The following is a 19244-nucleotide window of genomic DNA, read 5'->3' on the forward strand; positions in this document are numbered from 1 at the left end:
CCTCCGCTGATTCCTTGCTGCGGCTTCGGCAGCGCATGGCGCCGCCCACTAAACTGGAGGGCCATGCAACACCCTCCCATCCCACGCGCCGGCAAGCCCGCCCGCCACGCCCCGCCCGTCCAGGCCGCCCAGGTCATTGAAGAACTCCGGCCGGGCCAGTCCATCGAGCTGCTCAAGGAGCTGCACATCCTCACCCGCGAGGGCAAGCTCAACCAGGACACGCGGCGCAAGCTCAAGCAGGTCTACCACCTGTACCAGTTCATTGCACCGCTGCTCGAGGAAGTCTCGGCCAGCGGCCGGCCGTTCACCCTGGCCGACCACGGCGCCGGCAAGTCCTACCTCGGCTTCATTCTTTACGACCTGTTTTTCAATGTCGCGCACCCGGGCGGGAAAACCGGCGGCCACATCTACGGCATCGAGACACGTGCCGAGCTGGTCGACAAGTCGCGCGCGCTGGCGCAGCGCCTGGGTTTTGATCGCATGACTTTCCTCAACCTGTCGGTGCAGCAGGCCACCAGCTCGGACCAGTTGCCGGCGCAGGTGGACATCGTCACCGCCCTGCATGCCTGCGACACCGCCACCGATGACGCGATTGCCTTTGGCCTGCAGAAACAGGCGCGCCACATGGTGCTGGTGCCCTGCTGCCAGGCCGAGGTGGCCAGTGTGCTGCGCAAGAACAAGGCGCTGAGTTTGTCAAAGACGCCGCTGGCCGAACTCTGGCGCCACCCGCTGCACACGCGGGAATTCGGCAGCCAGATCACCAATGTGCTGCGCTGCCTGCAACTCGAAGCCCATGGCTACGATGTCACGGTGACCGAGCTGGTGGGCTGGGAGCATTCGATGAAAAACGAACTCATCATTGCGAGTCGGCCGCCATCGCCCAACGCTGCCAAAATCCGCCAGGCTCAGGAGCGGCTGCAGGAGGTGCTGGCGGAATTAAACCTTGGCGAGCTGACGGCACGCTTCGCTTTGCCCGCCTGATCTGGCCTTCAGGAGGGTGGCACAGCCTTCGCTGGCAGCCGAGCGCCGGTTGTGACCGATTCCCGTTTCGGATCCGCAAATAGCGTTCTTTTAAGGTTGTTGTAGGCAATATTTAGCGATGCGCCAGAGCGTGCCTTCCTAGACTTTCTTTCTGGCTTTTCTGATGGCTGGCGCGCGGTGCGTCATGCCGCTGAAGCCATAAGCAGGCTTTGCCTGGGAAAGAAGACATCATGAATATCCACCCTCAGGAGATGACGCAGCTCGCCGCTGCACAACCGGCCCCCCGCCTGGATCTGTATGCCGGCATTCACAAGGCGTTGCGCGCGCTGATGACCGATACGCTGCTGGCAGTGGGCCGCATGGACATCGGTGACGATCTGGAGCTGGCCGCAACCACACAGCGCGTGCATGAGCTGCTGGATCTTTGCGCCTCGCATCTGGCGCACGAGAACCAGTTCATTCATGCAGCCATGGAAGCGCGCGCCCCCGGTGCCAGCGATCTGATCGCCCATGAACACGAAGAGCACGGGCAGCATATTGCCAGTCTGGGCGGGCTGGTCGGCGCGCTACTGAACTCGCCGCTGGCTGGGCGCGCTGGCCTGGCGCTGGAGCTGTATCGGCAACTGGCGCTGTTCATTGCCGATAATTTCCAGCACATGCATGTGGAGGAAACGGCGCACAACGCGGTGCTGTGGTCGCGTTATACCGATGCCGAGCTGGCGGACCTCCACGGCGCACTGGTCGCTTCGATTCCACCGGAAGAGATGATGTACACCTTGCGCTGGCTGGTGCCTTTCATGAACCCGGCTGAGCGCCAGACCATGATGGGCGAAATGCAGGTCCATGCACCGGCCCCAGCCTTTGCAGCCGCCATGGACCGGGTGCGCCCCCACCTGAGTGACGCGGAGTGGGCCAAGCTCACGCGCGGTCTGGGGCTGGCGGCTGCGCCTGGCTTGGTCGCGGCTTGACCCGGCCAATTCAGCCTTGCACTTCCTGCAGCACGAGCGGGCGCATCACCTGTAGCCGGAAGCGGCCGCGCCCGGTTTTCTCGATGCGGATATGTGGGCCGTGGTCAATGAGCCGACGCTGCAACAGCAGCAATCGGGCTTCCAGGTTGTCGGTTACGTCGGGCAAATGAATGGCCGGGTCCAGCCGCAACTCCCGATTGGAAAATTCCGTTCGGCCATGCTGGGCATAGTCGCTGGCCAGCTTCCAGAAAATGGCGCCGGCCACGCCCTTGATCAGGTAACTGTCATTCACAAAGACGCTGTCGTTGGCCCTGAACCGTCGCAGCCTCAGGGCTGTGCCGGTTGCGGGTGGAATGGACGACATTGCAGGCAGGGGGGCAGGTGCATCCAGCGTGTCGGGCCGGGCCTGCATCAGGTCGATGGCGGCGCCCAGGTGCCCGGCGAGGGTGACCAGTGCATCCTCGTCTTCAAAGCCGAAACGCAGGTCCTCAGGGCTCTCCGCGAACAGCACACCCAGCAGCCTGCCGGCCGATTCAATGGGCACGGCCAGTTGGCTGTGCGGCTCGGCCAGTCCGGGGTAAGGGATGTCGGTGTCCAGCAGCAGCCCGGGCGCATGATCGAGCAGACTGCTGCGAATGGCGTGGCTGTAGAGGTAGGCGCTGGTCATGTGCATGATACGCACCGGCGTGCGTTCGCGCGCCGCCATCCCAATCACGCCATGGCCCATCTCGATTTCGGAGCCCGCTCCCGACACGGCATAACCGCAGCTGGCGACGGTGTAAAGCCGCTGGGTGCCGGCGTCCAGCATCAGGATCATGGCATGGCGGATGTCCAGAAAATCGGTCAGGGTGGCGAGGGTCGAATTGAGCAACTCGTCCAGCCCGGTGCAACGCGCCAGACGTTCGCTGCCACGGCGCAGCGCCGTGAGCACATGGGTACGCGCTGGCAAGGCCGCCACCGGCTCGCCGGCAACAGGCTCGATCTCCTGAACCTCATAGATGTCCGAGCCCCGCAACTTGAAGACAGCTGCCATGCCGCTGTGCGAGGCGATGCCGGCCAGCTGCGCTTTCATCCCTTCAAACACCGGGCCCTGCGTTTCCGTGCGCAGGTAGCGGAGATGCAGGCGAAAGAAGGCTGCGGTGACCGGATGGAGCACCAGCACGGTGGCGTGCGGGTTGGCCAGAATGTTTTGCCGTGTTTTGTTGAAAAACTGGAAAGACAGGGCAACCTGCCGTTCGCCCGCGTAAAACACCTGCGAGATGTACGCGGCATTGGGTGTTCCATCGAGCGCGCAAGTTGCCATGACGGCCGGGATCGCGCCTTCCAGGCAGGGACGTATGTCGGCAAGGGTGGGCGGGATCACGCTGCGCCCGCCGGTTGGAGGCTCAGGGCCGTTCCTGCCCCGGGGCCCGGCGTCTGGTCAAAGGCCTGCAAGGGTTCGAAACTGATGGCCACCACGTCTTCCAGCCGGTTGGCCAGCATGGCCTGCGTGAATGCAGGGCCGTACCCAACCCGTCCAACTTCCTGCTCCATCGACGCCAGGTAGCGCGCCAGCGCGGCTTCATCGGAAGGCTCTGCACAGCGGATGCGGGCGGCTCTGGCTTTGAGTTGGACCGTGCGGTGTGTTGCCGGCTCCGAAAACACAACGGCGATGCGGCCAGTGGTCGCAATATCCTGAATCAGCTGGCGGGACTGGGAGCGCGACACGTAGACCGTGACCGTCTGGCACCCGGCTGTGAGGGCGCTCCCCACGGCCCGCATGATGCTTGGTCGCAGCTCAAGGCTGCAGGAGCTCACGTTGACCGACACGCCCTTGTCCATCATGGCGATCAGCTCGGGCGACAGCAGCGAGGCGGGCGTAGGGACGCTCATCCCGCCAGAGTATAAAAGCGTCAGGCCGGGCGCGCAGCTGTTTTCAGCTCCGGAAGCGCCGGCGCGTCAGCGCCAGCGCCACCCAGAACCCCGCGACGGTGAAACCCGCCAGTACCAGCCCGTGCCGCCAGGGCGAGACCGGCCACTGGTCCATGAACAAGGGGCGGATGATCTCCACCGCGTTGGTCAGTGGCAGCCAGTCGGAGATGGTGCGCACCAGCGGCGGCAACTGCTCGCGCGGGAAAAAGATGCCGCTGAGGAACATCATGGGCGTCAGCACCAGCGTGAAGTAGTAGGTGAAGAAGTCGTAACCCTTGGCCAGCGCATTGAAGATCAGCGCTATGCATGAAAACATCATGCCGACCAGCAGCAGGATCGGCCAGGCCAGCAACAACTTGGGGCTGTGGCTGATGCCCAGGGCCAGCATCACGCCGAGGATGGCAGTCACGGTGAACAGCGCCTTGAACGCGGCCCACAACATTTCGGCCAGCAGCACGCTGTCCAGGCTGATCGGGGCGTTCATGATGCCGTCCCAGGTTTTCTGCACATGCATGCGCGAAAACGCCGAATACAGCGCCTCGAAGCTGGCGGCGTTCATCGCGCTCATGCAGATCGAGCCGCTGGCCAGGAACAGGATGTAGGGAACGGCGGTGCCGCCGACCTTGATCTCGCCGACCAGCGCGCCCATGCCGTAACCAAAAGCCACCAGCCACATCAGCGGTTCGGCAATGTTGCCGACCAAGCTGGGTATGGCCAGCTTGCGCCAGACCAGCAGGTTGCGCATGAAGACAGGCCACCAGCGCGCCGACAAGTCCGGCGCTCTCCAGATGGACGGGTTGTTCGAATGTCGGCTGCTCATCACGCATCCTCCCTGATCTGGCGGCCGGTCAGTTTGAGGAACAGGTCTTCCAGGTTGGCGGGCCGGTGCAGGGTGCGCAAACTGCCATGGTCAGCCAACCGGTCCAGCAGCGGGCGAGCGTCCTGCGTGTAGAAAAACACGGTTTCGCCGCTGACCTCCACCCGTGCGGCCAGCGCGCGCAGCGCGTCGTGTTCCGCGGACCGGGCCAGTTCCAGCGCGCCATTGCCATACACCTCGACCACATCGGGCTCCAGATGTTGCGCGATCAGCTCGCGCGGCTTGCCCTCGGCGATCTTTTTGCCGTGGTCCAGCACCAGCAGGCGCGAGCACAGGCGCTCGGCCTCGTCCATGAAGTGGGTGGTCAGCAGAATCGACTTGCCCTGTTGCAGCAGCAGCTGCAGTCGCTCCCACATCAGGTGCCGCGCCTGCGGGTCCAGCCCGGTCGTGGGTTCGTCGAGCAGTAGCAGGCTCGGGTCGTTGACGAGGGCGCGCGCCAGGCTCAGGCGCCGCTTCATGCCGCCAGACAGTTCGCCGGGCTTGCTGCCGGCCTTGTGCGACAGCGAGGCAAATTCCAGCAGCGCCGGCACGCGGGCACGCACCTGCGCCGGCTTCATGCCGAAATAGCGGCCATACACCTGCAGGTTTTCGGCGCAGCTGAAGTCCGGGTCCAGCGTGTCGAACTGGCTGACCACGCCCAGCCTGGCCTTGATGGCCAGCGCGTCGTCGGGCATGCGCAAACCGCGGTCCTCGCCGCCCGCAAAATAGGTGATGTCGCCGGTGTCCGGCGCCGTCAGGCCCAGGCACATGCGGAGGGTGGTGGTTTTCCCTGCGCCGTTGGGGCCGATCACGCCCAGGCATTCGCCGGGCGCAATCTCGAACGACAGGTCGTCCACGACCACGGCGCTGCCGTAGTGTTTGGTCAGGCCCCGGATCTGGAGAAGAGGAGGGTTCATGCGGCTATTGTTGCCGACCTGCGCCGGGCTGTTGCCGCGGGACGGGACAGCGGCTGACCGCACACGGGCTTCAGGTGTCCTCACCGTAGTCGTGATCGGGGTGGTTGACCACGTCCAGCTTCCAGTAACCCCGGCCCACGATCTGGCTGCGGCTCACGCCCAGCGCCGTGATCAGCAACTGGCGGAGGCGCCGCATCGCCGCTGCTTCACAGGCCAGGTAAACACGGGTGTCGGGGCCTATCGGCGCAGCAGCATGCAACGCCTTTTCCAGGGCCTGTCCGGCCGCCCGGTGGTCGGTGCCGCGTGCCAGCCAGGCGACGTCCAGCTGTGCCGCGCTGTGCAGCGGCCGCTGCTCGGCCTCGCTGATGACTTCCAGCAGCACCTGCGCGCGGGCGCCGGCGGGGAGGGCCGCCAGAATGGTTTCGACCGCCGGCAGCGCACTGTCATCTGCGATCAGCAGGTGTTGGGTGGCGGCGGTGTCCAGGGCATAACCGGGGCCGGGTCCCATCAGGAACAGCACCTGGCCGAGGGTGGCCTGCGCCGCCCAGGTCGACGCCGGGCCTTCGCCATGCAGCACAAAATCGACATCGACTTCCAGCGCCTCAGGCCGCACCGCCAGCGGGGTGTAGGTGCGCATGGACACCGCGCGCGGGCCGTCCGGCAAAGGGCGGGTCGGCTCGGTTTGGCCAGGCTCCGGGAAGATCAGCTTGATATAGCTGGCCGGCCCGGCCGGGGCAAAGCCCTCGAGTTCGGCACCCTTGAGCGTGATGCGGCGCATGGCCGGGCTCAGGACCTCGATGCGGCTGACTTCCACGCGGCGCGGCGGACGGCGTTTGCGTGCGGGCGCCGGGCTGGACTCTTCCTGCGGGCGTGCGAGAGGTGGAACAGGGTGGGTCAAGAAAGGCTTTCTGAAGAAGAGGGGGGCGTCAATGAGAACCATTTTCATCCAGAACGTGAGCGTCGGTGTGTCGTAGGGCCATCTGCCGCAGAGGGGCGCACCCTGGGGACGGGCGTTTTTCGGGGTGAAGTAAAGTGGTGGTCACGGCGCTTCGTACCCGGCTTGTTTGTACTTGCGACCTGTCCTCCGACCCATCCACCACCTGCACATCCCATGACCACCTTCGGCACCCCCCTGTCCCCCCACGCAACCAAAGTCATGCTGCTCGGCTCCGGCGAGCTTGGCAAAGAGGTGCTGATCGCGCTGCAGCGCCTGGGCGTGGAAACCATCGCCACCGACCGTTATGACAACGCCCCGGGTCAGCAGGTTGCACACCATGCACGCACCATCACCATGAGCGACCCGGCCCAGCTCAAGGCGCTGATTGAAAAAGAAAGGCCGCACCTGGTGGTCCCCGAAATCGAGGCGATCGCCACGCCCATGCTGGAAGAACTCGAAGCGGCGGGCGTGGTGCGTGTGGTGCCGACGGCGCGCGCTGCCCGGCTGACCATGGACCGCGAAGGCATTCGCCGCCTGGCCGCCGAAACCCTGGGCCTGCCGACCAGCCCCTATGTCTTTTGCGATTCGCTGGCAGAGCTTCAGGCCGCGATCGACACGAAGATCGGCTATCCCTGCGTCGTGAAACCGGTGATGAGCTCTTCCGGCAAAGGCCAGAGCAAGATTTCCGGTCCCGCCGATGTCAAGGCCGCCCGGGACCACGCCATGGCTGGCGGACGTGTGAGCCGCGGCCGGGTCATCGTCGAGGGCTTCATCGACTTTGACTACGAGATCACCCTGCTCACGGTGCGTGCCATGGGCGCGGACGGGCAGATCGCCACCCACTTCTGCGAGCCCATCGGCCATGTGCAGGTCAGTGGCGACTATGTGGAGAGCTGGCAGCCGCAGCCCATGGCCTCCCCAGCGCTGCAGAAAAGCCGCGACATCTGCAAGGCGGTGACCGACAACCTGGGGCTGGGCCATGACGGCCAGCCGGGCGGCCTGGGCCTGTTCGGCGTGGAGTTGTTCGTCAAGGGCGACGAGGTCTGGTTCAGCGAGGTCAGCCCGCGGCCCCATGACACCGGCATGGTGACGATGTGCACGCAGTGGCAAAACGAGTTCGAGCTGCATGCGCGCGCCATTCTGGGCCTGCCGGTCAACACAGCGCTCAAAACGCCGGGTGCCAGTGCGGTGATCTACGGCGGTGTGGATGCCCAGGGCATCGTTTTTGACGGTGTGGCCGAGGCACTTGGCGTACCCAACACCGACATCCGGCTGTTCGGCAAGCCGGAGAGTTTTGTCAAACGCCGCATGGGTGTGGCGCTGGCCTTTGATGACGATGTGGAGACTGCGCGGGCCCATGCCAAGCTGGCAGCCTCGCGGGTCAAGCCTCGCGTGGCTTGACGGGAGCGTCCATGAAATACCCGGAACTGATGGAAATGCTGGCCTGGGCGGAAGATTCGTCCCTGCGGCTTCTGTTGGTGGCGGGTATGGCGGTGGTGCTGGCCCTGCTGGTGCATCGTGTGGGCCTGGCCGTGCTGCTGCGGCTGACACGTTCCATGCCGGTCGCGGCGACGGTGGTCCGGCACTGCAGGGCGCCGACCCAGCTACTGCTGCCGTTGATTGCCCTGCAGGCCGTCTGGCAGGGCGCACCCCATGACCTGGCGCTGATAGGCGGCGTGCGCCACGCCAATGCCCTGCTGCTGTTCACGGCATTGACCTGGCTGGGGCTGCGTGCGGTTCGCGGTGTGGCGCACGGCGTCACCGACCTGTACCCGGTGGATGTCGAAGATAACCTGCACGCGCGCCGCATTCACACCCAGACCCGTCTGCTGGCCCGAACCGCGATGTTTGCCATCGTGCTGACCGGGCTGGCCCTGATGCTGATGACCTTCCCGGGGGCGCGGCAGTTCGGTACCAGCCTGCTGGCGTCGGCCGGCGTGGTGGGTCTGGTGGTGGGCATTGCCGCGCGGCCGATTTTCAGCAACCTCATGGCCGGGCTGCAGATTGCGCTGGCGCAACCCATCCGGCTCGACGACGTCCTGATCGTGGAGGGCGAGTGGGGCCGGGTGGAAGAAATCACCGGGACCTATGTGGTGCTCAAGATCTGGGACGAGCGCCGGCTCATCATTCCGCTGCAGTGGTTCATCGAGAACCCTTTCCAGAACTGGACCCGCAAAAGCGCCAGCATCATCGGCACGGTTTTCCTGTGGGTGGACTACCGCATGCCGATGGCGCCCCTGCGCGCCGAAGCGCAACGTCTGTGCGAATCGTCACCCGATTGGGACCGGCGCCTGTGCAAGCTGCAGGTCACGGAAGCGGGCGAGGGGGCCATGCAGCTGCGCCTGCTCGTGACCTCGGCCAGCTCCGGCCGGAACTGGGACCTGCGCTGCCATGTGCGCGAGGGGCTGGTCGATTTCATGCAGCGCGAGTATCCGCAGCACCTGCCCTTGATGCGCGCCGAACTGGCCGGCATCCGGCCAGGCGACACGGCGGCCAGCGGCAGCGGGCCGCAGCTGGGGTGACATCTGCGCGAGACCAGGCGCAGACGCACCTGCGCAGCGACACCCGGCCTGTCTGGCAGTTTCACTTCAGGTAGCCGCGCGCCTTCATGTTGTCGCAGCCGAATCCACCCGCCCGTCTGGCCGGGAGGGTCGTGCCTTTCTCCTTGGCGCGCGCTTCCATCTGCTGGTGGTGCTCTTCCTGGTAGGCCTTGCACTCTTCATAAGTCTTGAAGCTGCGCATCCTGGTTTGGTGCTCGGTCCGCTCCTGCGGGGTCATGAGCGGGTAGCCCCAGGTGTTGCCGGGGGTAGCGGCCCATGGCCCTCTGGCCAAGGCGGTTCCTGCGACCGAAGCGGCCATCAGCAGTGCCGCCAGTGCGCTTGAAAGTGGTTTCATGGAGGTCTCCATCTGTCAAAAAGCCGCAAGCCCTGCGGCAGGGAGGCCGTGGCTGGTGGTGGGGCCCAACAGACGGCTGAAGCCAGACGCCCATTCAGCACCTTTTCGGGCGAACTGCGTTTGACTCTTGTCAAGACCCGTGCGTCGTTGTCTGCAGGTCTTGAGGCTCTCGGGGCATCGCAGAAGGGCTGTCCCGACGGCAGGGCGGCTTCTGTTGCAGGGAACGGATCTGGCCGTGACCTCTCCGCTCCAACGCCGGCTGCACGGAATGACGCCCACCCAGGCCTGGCTGGCTCCTATTCGTGGCGAAGCGCGTCGATCGGATCCATGCGTGCCGCCCGCCGGGCCGGAAAATAGCCGAACAGCACGCCGATACCGGCCGAGAACAGGAAGGACAGCAGATTCACGGCCGGGTTGAAGAGGTAGGGCACATCCATCACAGCCGCCAGCGCCAGCGAGGCGCCTGTGGCCAGCACGATGCCGATCAGGCCGCCCAGCGCCGCCAGCACCACCGCCTCTATCAAAAACTGCAGCAGCACCTCACGCTCCAGCGCGCCGATGGCCAGCCGCAGGCCGATCTCGCGGGTGCGTTCGGTCACGCTGACCAGCATGATGTTCATGATGCCGATGCCGCCCACCAGCAGGCTGACCGCCGCCACCGCGCCCAGCAGCATGGTCATGACTTTGGTCGTGCCCGAAAGGGTGTCGGCCAGCTGCTTGGTGTCGAGCACGTTGAAGTTGTCCTCGTCGCTGCTGGCCAGCTTGCGGCGCTCGCGCAGCAGCTGGGTCAGGCTGGCCTTGACACGGTCGGGGTCGCTGCCCTCCAGCATGGACACCAGCAGGGTGTTGACACGGGTGTTGCCGGTGATGCGGCGCTGCAGCGTCTTGATCGGCAGCAGCACCAGGTCGTCCTGGTCGTTGCCGAAAGCGCCCTGGCCCTTGGAGGCGAGCACGCCCACCACCTCGCAGGAAATCTGCTTGACGCGCAGCTGCTCGCCCACGGCACTGCGCGCACCATAGAGCTCGCGCCGCACGGTCTCGCCGATCAGGCAGACCGCGGCGCCGGCACGCAGTTCGTCGTCGGAAAATACACGCCCGTCACCGAGCTTCCAGTTGCCGGTGTCCAGCCAGGCATTGGTGCTGCCGATGATGCTGCTGGTCCAGTTGCGGCCGCTCGCCACCACCGTGCTGCTGGTGCGCGCCTCCGGCGCCACCGCCGCGATGCCGCCTATCTGTGTGGCAATCGCGTCGGCATCGGCTTCCTTGAAGGCGGGTGCGGTGGCGCCGCCGCTGCCCGGGCCCATGCGCTGACCGGGGCGCACCTGCAGCAGGTTGGTGCCCAGGCTGGAGATCTGGTTCTGCACCGCCAGGGTGGCCCCGTTGCCCAGTGTGACCATGGTGATCACGGCACTCACCCCGATCACAATGCCCAGAATGGTCAGGAACGAGCGCAGCAGGTTGCGCCGGATCGAGCGCAGCGCAAGCAGCAGCGTGTTGAGCCACATCTCAGTGCGTCTCCGTCTCCGCGGCAACGGCCGCCACGTGCAGGCCGGCCGGCTGCGGGTTGAGCTGGTCGCTGGCCACCACACCATCGACAAAACGCACAATGCGCCGCGCATAGGCGGCCATGTCGGCCTCGTGCGTGACCATCAGCACCGTGATGCCCCGGTCCACATTGAGGCGCCACAACAGCTCCATGATCTCGCGGCTGCGCTGGGTGTCCAGGTTGCCGGTAGGCTCGTCGGCCAGCAGCACGGCCGGCTCGGTCACGATGGCGCGCGCAATCGCCACCCGTTGCTGCTGCCCGCCCGACAGTTCGGCCGGCGTGTGGTGTTCCCAGCCCGCCAGCCCGACCGATGCCAGCGCTTTGGCCGCCGCGGCATGGCGCGCCGCCGCCGGCTCGCCCCGGTACAGCAGCGGCAGCTCCACATTTTCCTGCGCCGAGGTGCGCGCCAGCAGGTTGAAGCCCTGGAACACAAAGCCGAAGTAACGCCGGCGCAGGCGTGCGCGCTGGTCGCGCGTGAGCGACTCCACATGTACCCCCTGGAACAGGTAGGCGCCGGCGGTCGGCGTGTCCAGGCAACCCATGGTGTTCATCGCGGTGGACTTGCCCGAGCCGCTGGGGCCCATGATGGCGACAAAATCGCCGGCTGCGATGTCGAGGTCCACGCCTCTGAGCGCGGCCAGGGCCGTGGCGCCTTCGCCATACACCTTGGTCACGCCACGCAGGCGGATCAGCGGCGTGTTGCCGCCAGCGAGCGTTGCGCCTGGCTTGCTCATGGAGCCGCTGCGCTGGCGCGCTGGTCGGTGATCACCGCCATGCCTTCCTGCAAGCCGTCGCCGCTGACCTCGGTCATGCGGCCATCGCTGATGCCGGTCTTGAGCGTCACCGCCACCGCCTGGCCGTCCCTGAGCACCCAGACCTGACGCAGCCCCGCCGCGGCGCCATCGGTGGCCCGGCGCGCGGCCGTGCGCGGCATGCGCGGCATGAGTTTGGAGACGAAACTGCTGCTGGACGCCGCCGCGGCGGGGCCGTCGGCGGTGGGCGCGGGCGTGAAACGCAGCGCGGTGTTGGGCACCAGCAGCACGTTCCTGCGCTCGGTCGCCACGATGGTGGCCGCCGCTGTCATGCCCGGGCGCAGGCTCAGGTCGCTGTTGTCTACATTGAGCCAGGTCGTGTAGGTGATCACGTTGTCGGTCTTGGTCGAGCCGTAGGCCACCCGCGTGATCGTCGCCGGGTAGCGGCGCGCGGGATAGGCGCTGACGGTGAAGCTGGCCTTCTGGCCGACCTGCACGGAACCCACATCGGCCTCGTCCACACTGACTTCGAGCCGCAGCCGCTGCAGGTCCTCGGCGATCGAAAACAGTGTCACCGCCTGCAGCGATGCCGCCACCGCATTGCCGGGTTCCACCGTGCGCGTCAGCACCACACCGTCGATGGAGGAGCGGATCGCGGCCTTGGACAGGTTGGTCTCGTCGGTGGACAGTGCGGCCCTGGCTTCGGCCACATTGGCGCGCGCGCTGGCTTCGGCGGCCACGGCACGATCCACGCTGGCACGCGCGCTGTCGAGCTCGGCCGCCGAGGGTACCTTGCCGCCCGACAGGCGCGCCACTTCCTCGAAGCGGGCCAGGCTGGCGCGCGACTCCTTGAGCGTGGCTGTGCCCTGCGCGAGCTGGGCCTGCGCGGCTGCCAGCGCGGCGCGAGAGCGCAACACCTGGTCGGACAGCTTGGCGTTGTCCAGCTCCACCAGCACCTGGCCTTTTTTCACGCGGTCGTTCACGTCCACCAGCACGCGCTTGACCGTTCCCGACAGCTCGCTGCCGATGTTGACCGAGCGCGTGGGCTGCAGGGTGCCGTTGGCCATGACATGGAGGGTCAGATCGCCGCGGCGCACCACCTCGGTGACGTAACTCGGGGTGATGCTGCTCTTTTTCTGCGCCAGCCAGTAAGCCAGGCCTGCTGCCAGAAGAAGGACGATGACGGCGACGCCCCACAGGGCGGGACGCTGCCACCACGTGCGCGGGTGCCCGGCGCCCAGCAGGGTTTGCAGGTCAGCGGCCGAGGGGCTGGTGGCGGCGCCGGAGGTCGCAGCGGTGGTCGGAGTGTTCATGGGCATGCTTGGCAAAACATGGGGATCGGCCTGCAGTTCAGGGTGTCACGGTTTCAGTCGCCGGCGTCCAGCCGCCGCCCAGCGCCTTGTACAGGCGCACATGGTCGGCGCTCAGGCCGGCGCGTGTGCTTTCCACGCTGTCCTGGGTGGACAGCAGGGTGCGCTGCGTCTCCAGCACGGTACGAAAGTCGATCAGTCCACTAGCGTAGCGTTGGCGCGCCAGCAGTTCGGCGTTGCCTGCCGCATCGGCGGCGATTTGCAGCCGGGCCAGCCGCTCGCGGTCGCCCTGCAGGGCGACCAAGGCGTCCTCCACATCCTGCAGCGCGGTCAGCACGGTGGCTTCATAGGCCACGCGGTTCTGCTCCAGCGCTGCTTCCTGCGCGCGCACCTGCGCCCTGGCTGCGCCACCGTCCAGCAGGGGAACCGAGATGCTGGCCAGCAAGGCGCTCGCCAGCGTGCCGCCGGAGGTCAGCGAGCCCAGCGTCAGGGCATTCAGGCCGAGCGAGCCGCTGATCTGGAAGCCCGGATAACGCGCGGCTTCCGCCTGCGCGACACGCGCCAGGGCGGCGCTGATGCGTTGCTCGGCGGCGCGCAGGTCCGGGCGCTGGCGCAGGGTGTCGGCAGGAAGGCTGAGCGCAAGCGCGCCGGGTGCCTGCGGCACGGGGCCGGCGGCGGTCAACAGGGTCTGCAGCGCGCCGGGGGCCTGGCCGGTCAGCACCGCCAGGCTGTATTGCGCCTGCGCAGCATTGGTTTCCAGGGTCGGGATCTGCGCACTGGTCTGCGCGCTGGCGGCGCGCGCCTGCTCCAGATCGAGCGAGGACGCCAGACCGGCCTGGACCCGCCAGTCGGTGATCTGCTGTGTCTCGCTCTGGCTGGCCAGGTTGTTGCGGGCGATCGCCAGGCGCGCCTGCAATCCCCGCAGTTCAATGTAGGTGACGGCGACCTCGGCGGCGATCGAAACCTGTGTATCGGCCAGGCTGGCCTGCGCAGCCTGGGCGTCGGCCTCGGTGGCGTTCAGGGCGCTGCGTCTGGCGTCAAACACATCGGGCTCCCAGCTGGCGTCAAAACCCGCCTTGAACAGGTTGCCGGCTTCATTGCCGCCCGACTTGCTGCGCTGGGCCGAACCGGCGGCGTTCACGGTGGGCGCCAGCCTGGCAGCGCTGACATCGCGCAGGGCCCTGGCCTGCTGCAGCGCGGCTTGCGCCGAGCGTACCGTCGTGTTGGCCTGCAGGGCCTGGGTGACCAATTGGGCGAGCAGGGGGTCGTTGAAGCGCTGCCACCACTGCGCCAGCGAGGTCGCGGTGGCCGGCGTGGTGGTGCTGCCAGACCAGGCCGCAGGAACCGGCGTGGGCGGCAGGGCGCCGCTCTGGGGCGCCAGTGAGGCACAACCGGACAGCAGCATGGCGAGCGCCAGCGTCGAGGGAAAGTAATTCATGGGACGACAACACCAGACTTCTGCATAAAGTGCATTATTTGCACCTCGCAGAGGTTCGGGCTTGCCCCTTGTCAACTCAGGCCATGTAAAGCTGGCTGTCTGGGGAGCGTGGGGGACGGGGGCTCCCCCCGGCACTGAAACGGTGCGTTGGGGCTACTGGAAGGCCACTTCCGAGAAACTGCGCAGTTTGCGGCTGTGCAACTGGCTGCTGCCCTGTTCGCGCAGCAGTTCAATCGCCCGCATGCCGATGCGCAGGTGCTGGTCGACGCGCTCGCGGTAGAAGTGGTTGGCCATGCCGGGCAGCTTGATCTCCCCGTGCAGCGGCTTGTCGCTGACACACAGCAGCGTGCCGTAAGGCACGCGGAACCTGAACCCGTTGGCGGCGATGGTGGCGCTTTCCATGTCCAGCGCGACGGCGCGGCTCTGACTGAAGCGGCGCTGGGGCTGGTTGCCGGGCAGCAGTTCCCAGTTGCGGTTGTCGGTGGACGCCACGGTGCCGGTGCGCATGATGCGCTTGAGATCCGGGCCCTCGAGATGCGTCACGTCTTTCACCGCGCGTTCCAGCGCCACCTGGATCTCCGCCAGTGCCGGAATCGGCACCCACAGCGGCAGTTCCTCATCGAGCACGTGGTCTTCGCGCACATAGCCGTGCGCCAGCACGTAGTCGCCCAGCTGCTGGCTGTTGCGCAGCCCGGCGCAGTGGCCCAGCATGATCCAGGCATGGGGACGCAGGACGGCAATGTGGTCGGTGATGTTTTTGGCGTTGGCCGGCCCGACGCCGATGTTGACCATGGTGATGCCGGTACGGTCGGCGCGCATCAGGTGGTAGGCCGGCATCTGCGGCAGGCGCGGCGGCGCCATGCCCAGTTCGTCGCCGGCGATGGGCGGTAGCCCGGTGCGGCGTGTCACCACGTTGCCGGGCTCGACAAAGGCGATGTACTCGCTGTCGGGTCTGGCCATTTCTTCATGACCGAGCCGCACGAACTCGTCGATGTAGAACTGGTAGTTGGTGAACAGCACAAAGTTCTGGAACCATTGGGGCGAGGTCCCGGTGTAGTGGCGCAGGCGCTGCAGGGAGTAATCCACCCGGGCGGCAGTGAAGAGCGAGAGCGGTTGCGGCTCGCCTGGCCGGGGTTCGTAGGTGCCGTTGGCAATGCCGTCGTCCATGGCTGCCAGGTCGGGCAGGTCGAACACGTCGCGCATCAGCATGCGCCGGTCTGCACTCAGGTTGCCTTCGATGTGGTCGTGCTCGGCAAACGAGAAGTGCACAGGAATGGGCTGGGTGCTGGTGCCTACTTCCAGCTCGACCGAATGGTTCTGCATCAGCAGGCGGAACTGCTCCAGGTAGTAGTTGCCATAGAGGTCGGGCCGCGTCAGCGTGGTTTCAAAACGGCCCGGTCCGGCCACAAACCCGTAACTGAGCTGGGAAATGTCGGGCGTTTCCAGGATCGCACGCGCCACGGTTTCGGTGTGCACACGCACAAAGGGGTAACAGGCGCGCACATGCCCGGGCAGGGTTTCGCCGGCCACGTAGCGTTGCATGGCATCGCGCAGGTGGGCAATCTGCTGGTCATAAATCCGCTGTACCTGGGCCAGTGCGGCGGCCGGATCGGCGTAGCGGGTGGGGGCGATAAAGGCGGGCAGGTAGGGCATGGGCCTATTGTGCTACGCCTGCAGCGGGGCGGGTGGGCATGGCCGCCCGGACGGGCCGCAGCCTGGCCCTGACACGAAACCGACACATTGCGGCCCTAGATTCAACCGGGTTCAACACTCCCGGAGAGACCATGGAAGCTGCCATTCGAATCAATACGCTGAGCAAGACCTTTGGCAATGGCCGAAAAGCCCTGCAGCAGATCGACCTGAGCATTGCGCCTGGTGAAATGGTCGCGCTGATCGGGGCGTCCGGCTCCGGCAAGTCCACCTTGCTGCGGCACATGGCAGGGCTGATGGCCGGCGACGCGTCGGAGCAGGGGTCCATCGTGATCCACGGCAGGACCGTGCAGCGCAATGGAAAAATCGCGTCCAACATCCGGTCGGTGCGGTCCGGCATCGGTTTTGTTTTCCAGCAGTTCAACCTGGTAGGGCGCCTGCCGGTGATTGTCAATGTGTTGGCCGGCACCCTGCACCAGGTGCCGATGTGGCGCAGCCTGATCCGCTGGTTCACACCCGAGGAAAAGGCCAGAGGCCTCGAGGCGCTGCGCCGGGTGGGCATCGCCGAATGTTGTGGGCAGCGGGCATCGACGTTGTCGGGCGGCCAGCAGCAGCGTGCCGCGATTGCGCGGGCCATGGTGCAGGGCGCCAGGGTGGTGCTCGCCGACGAGCCGATTGCCTCCTTGGACCCGGAGTCTTCGCGCAAGGTCATGGACATCCTGGCCCGCGTGAACCGCGAAGACCAATGCACGGTGGTGGTGTCACTGCACCAGGTCAATGTGGCCATGAAGTATTGCGCCCGCACCATCGCCCTGCACCAGGGCAGGGTGGTGTACGACGGCCCGTCGGTGGGCCTGACGCCCGCCGTGTTGCGCGATCTGTATGGCGCCGAGGCCGACGACATCCTGTCCCTGGGCGACGCCATTTCCAGCCTCGAAGACAAGGCCAAACCCGTTCCCCACCTCGCCTGGCCAACACCGATGGCGCAGGCCGCCTGAGCCGGGTTCCGTTGTCCCCCCTGTATTCACGAGGAGAAAGCATGATCAACAAAATGTTGGCAGGACTGGTCTTGACGACGCTCGCCGTTCTGGCGCCGGTGCAGGCACAAGGCATGAAGGAGTTCAGTTTCGGCATCCTGTCCACCGAGTCGAGCCAGAACCTGAAGCAGGACTGGCAACCCCTGCTGGCCGACATGGAAAAGCGCACGGGCATCAAGGTCAACGCTTTTTTTGCACCCGACTATGCCGGTGTGATCGAAGCCATGCGTTTCAACAAGGTCCAGGTGGCCTGGCTCGGAAACAAGGCGGGCATCGAAGCGGTGGATCGCGCCGGTGCCGAGGTGTTTGCGCAGGTGGTCAACAGCGACGGGTCTATCGGATATCACTCGATGGTGTCCGTTCACAGGGACAGTCCGTACCAATCGATTGAGGACGTACTCAGGAACGGCAAGTCCCTGAACTTCGGCATGGGCGATCCCAATTCCACCTCCGGCTTTCTGGTGCCGAGTTATTACATCTTTGCGCTGAACAAGGTGGATCCCAAGACGGCCTTCAAGAACATCCGCGGCGCCAACCACGAGGCCAACATCATGGCCGTGGCCAACCGGCAGGTCGATGCCGCTGTGCACAGCTCCGATGTGCTTGAGCGCATGCAGGCGCGCGCCCCCGAAGTCGCGGCCAAGCTGCGCGTGATCTGGAAGTCGCCGCTGATTGCGGGTGACCCGCTCATGTGGCGCAAGGACCTGGACGGGGAGACCAGGCAGCGCGTCAAACAGTTTCTGCTCGGCTACGGCAAGGGACCGGACGCGGCGCGCGAGACCGCGATCCTCAACAAGCTGACGCTCAGCGGGTTTCGCGAATCAGGCGATGCCCAACTGATGCCCACGCGTCAGCTGGAGTTGTTTCGCGAGAAGACAAAGCTGGAGGCCGATGCGGCGATGAACGCGCAGGACAAGGCCGCAAGACTCGAGCTGATCAACAGGAAGCTGGCCGAATTGCAGCGCGCCTCGTGATGCCATAGCCCGCGTCACCGCCAGCGGAAATTGCCCCCGGTAACCACAAACCCATTTCTCTTCACTTCATACAAGGAATCACCATGCTCAGGAAATTCATAGGCGGCCTGGCCGCCGCCATTCTGGTGGTCGCACCGGCCCTTGCCCAGGACATCAAGGAAGTCAATTTCGGCATCATTTCCACCGAGTCGTCGCAGAACCTGAAGTCGGACTGGCAGCCGCTGCTGGAAGACATGGCGAAAAAGACCGGCTACAAGGTCAACGCCTTCTTTGCGCCGGACTATGCCGGCATCATCGAAGGCATGCGCTTTGGCAAGGTCCATGTGGCGTGGTTCGGCAACAAGTCGGCCATGGAAGCGGTGGACCGCGCCGGCGGTGAAATTTTTGCCCAGATGGTCAACGCCGACGGGACCCAAGGCTATTACTCGCACCTGATCGTCCACAAGGACAGCCCGCTCAAGTCGCTGGACGACGTGCTCAGGAATGCCAGGAACCTGTCGTTCGGCAATGGGGACCCCAATTCGACCTCCGGCTTCCTGGTACCCAGCTACTATGTTTTTGCGCAGAACAAGATCGACGCCAAAACAGCCTTCAAGGTGTCCCGCGGTGCCAACCACGAGAGCAACGCACTGGCAGTCGCCAACAAACAGGTCGATGTGGCCACCAACAACAGCGAGAACCTGGACAAGATCAAGGACCGCCTGCCTGAAAAATTCAAGGACATCCGTGTCGTCTGGACCTCGCCCCTGATCCCGCTGGACCCCCTGGTCATGCGCAAGGAACTGCCCGATGCGACCAAGCAGAAGCTCAAGGACTTTTTCTATGGCTACGGCCAGGGTAGCCAGCAGGAAAAGGACGTCCTGATGAAGATCTCCAAGCTGTCGGCCTTCAAGCCCTCCACCAATGCCCAGCTGATCCCCATCCGCCAGCTGGAGCTGTTCAAGGAGCGCAACAAATTCGAGGCCGATGCTAGCTTGCCCGCCGCCGACAAGCAGGCCAAGGTCGCCGAGATCGACCGCAAGCTCGCCGAGCTGAGCCGCAACTGAGGTCGCCCGTGACCACCCCCGTGCAT

Annotated in this window: 18 protein-coding genes; 7 read left to right on the forward strand and 11 right to left on the reverse strand. The window is 65.7% G+C overall.

Going from position 1 to position 19244, the window contains the following annotated elements:
* Positions 1 to 63: 63 nt before the first annotated feature.
* Positions 64 to 981, forward strand: a complete 918-nt coding sequence (locus tag AAG813_RS11945) for an SAM-dependent methyltransferase (RefSeq protein WP_341915262.1) — start codon at positions 64 to 66, stop codon at positions 979 to 981.
* A gap of 230 nt (positions 982 to 1211) precedes the next feature.
* A complete protein-coding gene (locus tag AAG813_RS11950; RefSeq protein ID WP_341915264.1) occupies positions 1212 to 1949 on the forward strand; it encodes a hemerythrin domain-containing protein in 738 nt (245 codons plus the stop codon).
* 10 nt (positions 1950 to 1959) lie between these two features.
* Here the strand turns inward: AAG813_RS11950 and AAG813_RS11955 are convergent, their stop codons facing one another.
* The 5 genes from AAG813_RS11955 to AAG813_RS11975 all read right to left on the reverse strand — a co-directional run bounded on the left by AAG813_RS11955 (position 1960) and on the right by AAG813_RS11975 (position 6531).
* A complete protein-coding gene (locus tag AAG813_RS11955) occupies positions 1960 to 3312 on the reverse strand; it encodes a GAF domain-containing protein (protein ID WP_341915269.1) in 1353 nt (450 codons plus the stop codon).
* Positions 3309 to 3821, reverse strand: a complete 513-nt coding sequence (locus tag AAG813_RS11960) for a hypothetical protein (RefSeq protein WP_341915272.1) — start codon at positions 3819 to 3821, stop codon at positions 3309 to 3311. The genes AAG813_RS11955 and AAG813_RS11960 overlap by 4 nt, the downstream gene beginning before the upstream one ends.
* 43 nt (positions 3822 to 3864) lie before the next feature.
* On the reverse strand, positions 3865 to 4680 hold the full coding sequence (locus AAG813_RS11965; protein WP_341915275.1) for an ABC transporter permease: 816 nt from the start codon (positions 4678 to 4680) through the stop codon (positions 3865 to 3867).
* A complete protein-coding gene (locus tag AAG813_RS11970; protein ID WP_341915279.1) occupies positions 4680 to 5633 on the reverse strand; it encodes an ATP-binding cassette domain-containing protein in 954 nt (317 codons plus the stop codon). Before AAG813_RS11970 ends, AAG813_RS11965 begins: the two co-directional genes overlap by 1 nt.
* Before the next feature lie 70 nt (positions 5634 to 5703).
* On the reverse strand, positions 5704 to 6531 hold the full coding sequence (locus tag AAG813_RS11975) for a siderophore-interacting protein (RefSeq protein ID WP_341915282.1): 828 nt from the start codon (positions 6529 to 6531) through the stop codon (positions 5704 to 5706).
* A gap of 213 nt (positions 6532 to 6744) precedes the next feature.
* Here AAG813_RS11975 and purT point away from each other — a divergent pair, with 213 nt between their 5' ends.
* Together purT and AAG813_RS11985 are read left to right on the forward strand one after the other, a co-directional pair.
* Positions 6745 to 7971 carry a formate-dependent phosphoribosylglycinamide formyltransferase gene (purT, locus tag AAG813_RS11980; protein WP_341915285.1) on the forward strand — a complete coding sequence of 409 codons (1227 nt, stop codon included), beginning with the start codon at positions 6745 to 6747 and terminating at the stop codon, positions 7969 to 7971.
* Between the two features lie 35 nt (positions 7972 to 8006).
* Entirely contained in the window at positions 8007 to 9092 is a 1086-nt protein-coding gene (locus AAG813_RS11985) for a mechanosensitive ion channel domain-containing protein (RefSeq protein WP_341915398.1), read from the forward strand.
* A 61-nt stretch (positions 9093 to 9153) separates the two neighbouring features.
* On the opposite strand, the gene AAG813_RS11990 is transcribed toward AAG813_RS11985, so the two are convergent.
* The 6 genes from AAG813_RS11990 to AAG813_RS12015 form a co-directional block, all read right to left on the reverse strand.
* On the reverse strand, positions 9154 to 9465 hold the full coding sequence (locus AAG813_RS11990) for a hypothetical protein (protein ID WP_341915289.1): 312 nt from the start codon (positions 9463 to 9465) through the stop codon (positions 9154 to 9156).
* Between the two features lie 296 nt (positions 9466 to 9761).
* Positions 9762 to 10970, reverse strand: coding sequence for an ABC transporter permease (locus AAG813_RS11995; protein WP_341915292.1), 1209 nt, complete (start codon positions 10968 to 10970; stop codon positions 9762 to 9764).
* 1 nt (position 10971) lies between these two features.
* A complete protein-coding gene (locus AAG813_RS12000) occupies positions 10972 to 11745 on the reverse strand; it encodes an ABC transporter ATP-binding protein (protein ID WP_341915295.1) in 774 nt (257 codons plus the stop codon).
* Positions 11742 to 13076: an efflux RND transporter periplasmic adaptor subunit gene (locus tag AAG813_RS12005; RefSeq protein ID WP_341915298.1), complete on the reverse strand. Its 1335-nt coding sequence runs from the start codon at positions 13074 to 13076 to the stop codon at positions 11742 to 11744. The genes AAG813_RS12000 and AAG813_RS12005 overlap by 4 nt, the downstream gene beginning before the upstream one ends.
* A 37-nt stretch (positions 13077 to 13113) precedes the next feature.
* A complete protein-coding gene (locus AAG813_RS12010; RefSeq protein WP_341915301.1) occupies positions 13114 to 14511 on the reverse strand; it encodes an efflux transporter outer membrane subunit in 1398 nt (465 codons plus the stop codon).
* 153 nt (positions 14512 to 14664) lie between these two features.
* Positions 14665 to 16164, reverse strand: coding sequence for an AMP nucleosidase (locus AAG813_RS12015; protein ID WP_341915305.1), 1500 nt, complete (start codon positions 16162 to 16164; stop codon positions 14665 to 14667).
* 131 nt (positions 16165 to 16295) lie between these two features.
* Here AAG813_RS12015 and phnC point away from each other — a divergent pair, with 131 nt between their 5' ends.
* The 3 genes from phnC (at position 16296) to phnD (AAG813_RS12030) (ending at position 19218) form a co-directional block, all read left to right on the forward strand.
* Positions 16296 to 17159 (forward strand): phosphonate ABC transporter ATP-binding protein, encoded by an 864-nt coding sequence (phnC, locus tag AAG813_RS12020; protein ID WP_341915309.1) that lies wholly within the window; start codon positions 16296 to 16298, stop codon positions 17157 to 17159.
* 41 nt (positions 17160 to 17200) lie between these two features.
* Entirely contained in the window at positions 17201 to 18172 is a 972-nt protein-coding gene (phnD, locus tag AAG813_RS12025; protein ID WP_341915313.1) for a phosphonate ABC transporter substrate-binding protein, read from the forward strand.
* Between the two features lie 83 nt (positions 18173 to 18255).
* Positions 18256 to 19218: a phosphonate ABC transporter substrate-binding protein gene (gene phnD, locus AAG813_RS12030; RefSeq protein WP_341915316.1), complete on the forward strand. Its 963-nt coding sequence runs from the start codon at positions 18256 to 18258 to the stop codon at positions 19216 to 19218.
* The last annotated feature ends 26 nt before the right edge of the window (positions 19219 to 19244 follow it).

The sequence above is a fragment of the Polaromonas sp. YR568 genome (genome assembly GCF_943371715.1).
Lineage (GTDB): Bacteria > Pseudomonadota > Gammaproteobacteria > Burkholderiales > Burkholderiaceae_C > Polaromonas.

Bases quoted from the DNA above. Each gene is read 5' to 3' on its own strand.
- AAG813_RS12010 (WP_341915301.1), bottom strand. From the start codon at position 14,511: ATGAATTACTTTCCCTCGACGCTGGCGCTCGCCATGCTGCTGTCCGGT.
- phnD (WP_341915316.1), top strand. From the start codon at position 18,256: ATGCTCAGGAAATTCATAGGCGGCCTGGCCGCCGCCATTCTGGTGGTC.
- AAG813_RS11995 (WP_341915292.1), bottom strand. From the start codon at position 10,970: ATGTGGCTCAACACGCTGCTGCTTGCGCTGCGCTCGATCCGGCGCAAC.
- AAG813_RS12000 (WP_341915295.1), bottom strand. From the start codon at position 11,745: ATGAGCAAGCCAGGCGCAACGCTCGCTGGCGGCAACACGCCGCTGATC.
- AAG813_RS11990 (WP_341915289.1), bottom strand. From the start codon at position 9,465: ATGAAACCACTTTCAAGCGCACTGGCGGCACTGCTGATGGCCGCTTCG.
- AAG813_RS12015 (WP_341915305.1), bottom strand. From the start codon at position 16,164: ATGCCCTACCTGCCCGCCTTTATCGCCCCCACCCGCTACGCCGATCCG.
- phnC (WP_341915309.1), top strand. From the start codon at position 16,296: ATGGAAGCTGCCATTCGAATCAATACGCTGAGCAAGACCTTTGGCAAT.
- AAG813_RS11970 (WP_341915279.1), bottom strand. From the start codon at position 5,633: ATGAACCCTCCTCTTCTCCAGATCCGGGGCCTGACCAAACACTACGGC.
- AAG813_RS11960 (WP_341915272.1), bottom strand. From the start codon at position 3,821: ATGAGCGTCCCTACGCCCGCCTCGCTGCTGTCGCCCGAGCTGATCGCC.
- AAG813_RS11965 (WP_341915275.1), bottom strand. From the start codon at position 4,680: ATGAGCAGCCGACATTCGAACAACCCGTCCATCTGGAGAGCGCCGGAC.
- AAG813_RS11985 (WP_341915398.1), top strand. From the start codon at position 8,007: ATGCTGGCCTGGGCGGAAGATTCGTCCCTGCGGCTTCTGTTGGTGGCG.
- phnD (WP_341915313.1), top strand. From the start codon at position 17,201: ATGATCAACAAAATGTTGGCAGGACTGGTCTTGACGACGCTCGCCGTT.
- AAG813_RS12005 (WP_341915298.1), bottom strand. From the start codon at position 13,076: ATGAACACTCCGACCACCGCTGCGACCTCCGGCGCCGCCACCAGCCCC.
- AAG813_RS11950 (WP_341915264.1), top strand. From the start codon at position 1,212: ATGAATATCCACCCTCAGGAGATGACGCAGCTCGCCGCTGCACAACCG.
- AAG813_RS11945 (WP_341915262.1), top strand. From the start codon at position 64: ATGCAACACCCTCCCATCCCACGCGCCGGCAAGCCCGCCCGCCACGCC.
- purT (WP_341915285.1), top strand. From the start codon at position 6,745: ATGACCACCTTCGGCACCCCCCTGTCCCCCCACGCAACCAAAGTCATG.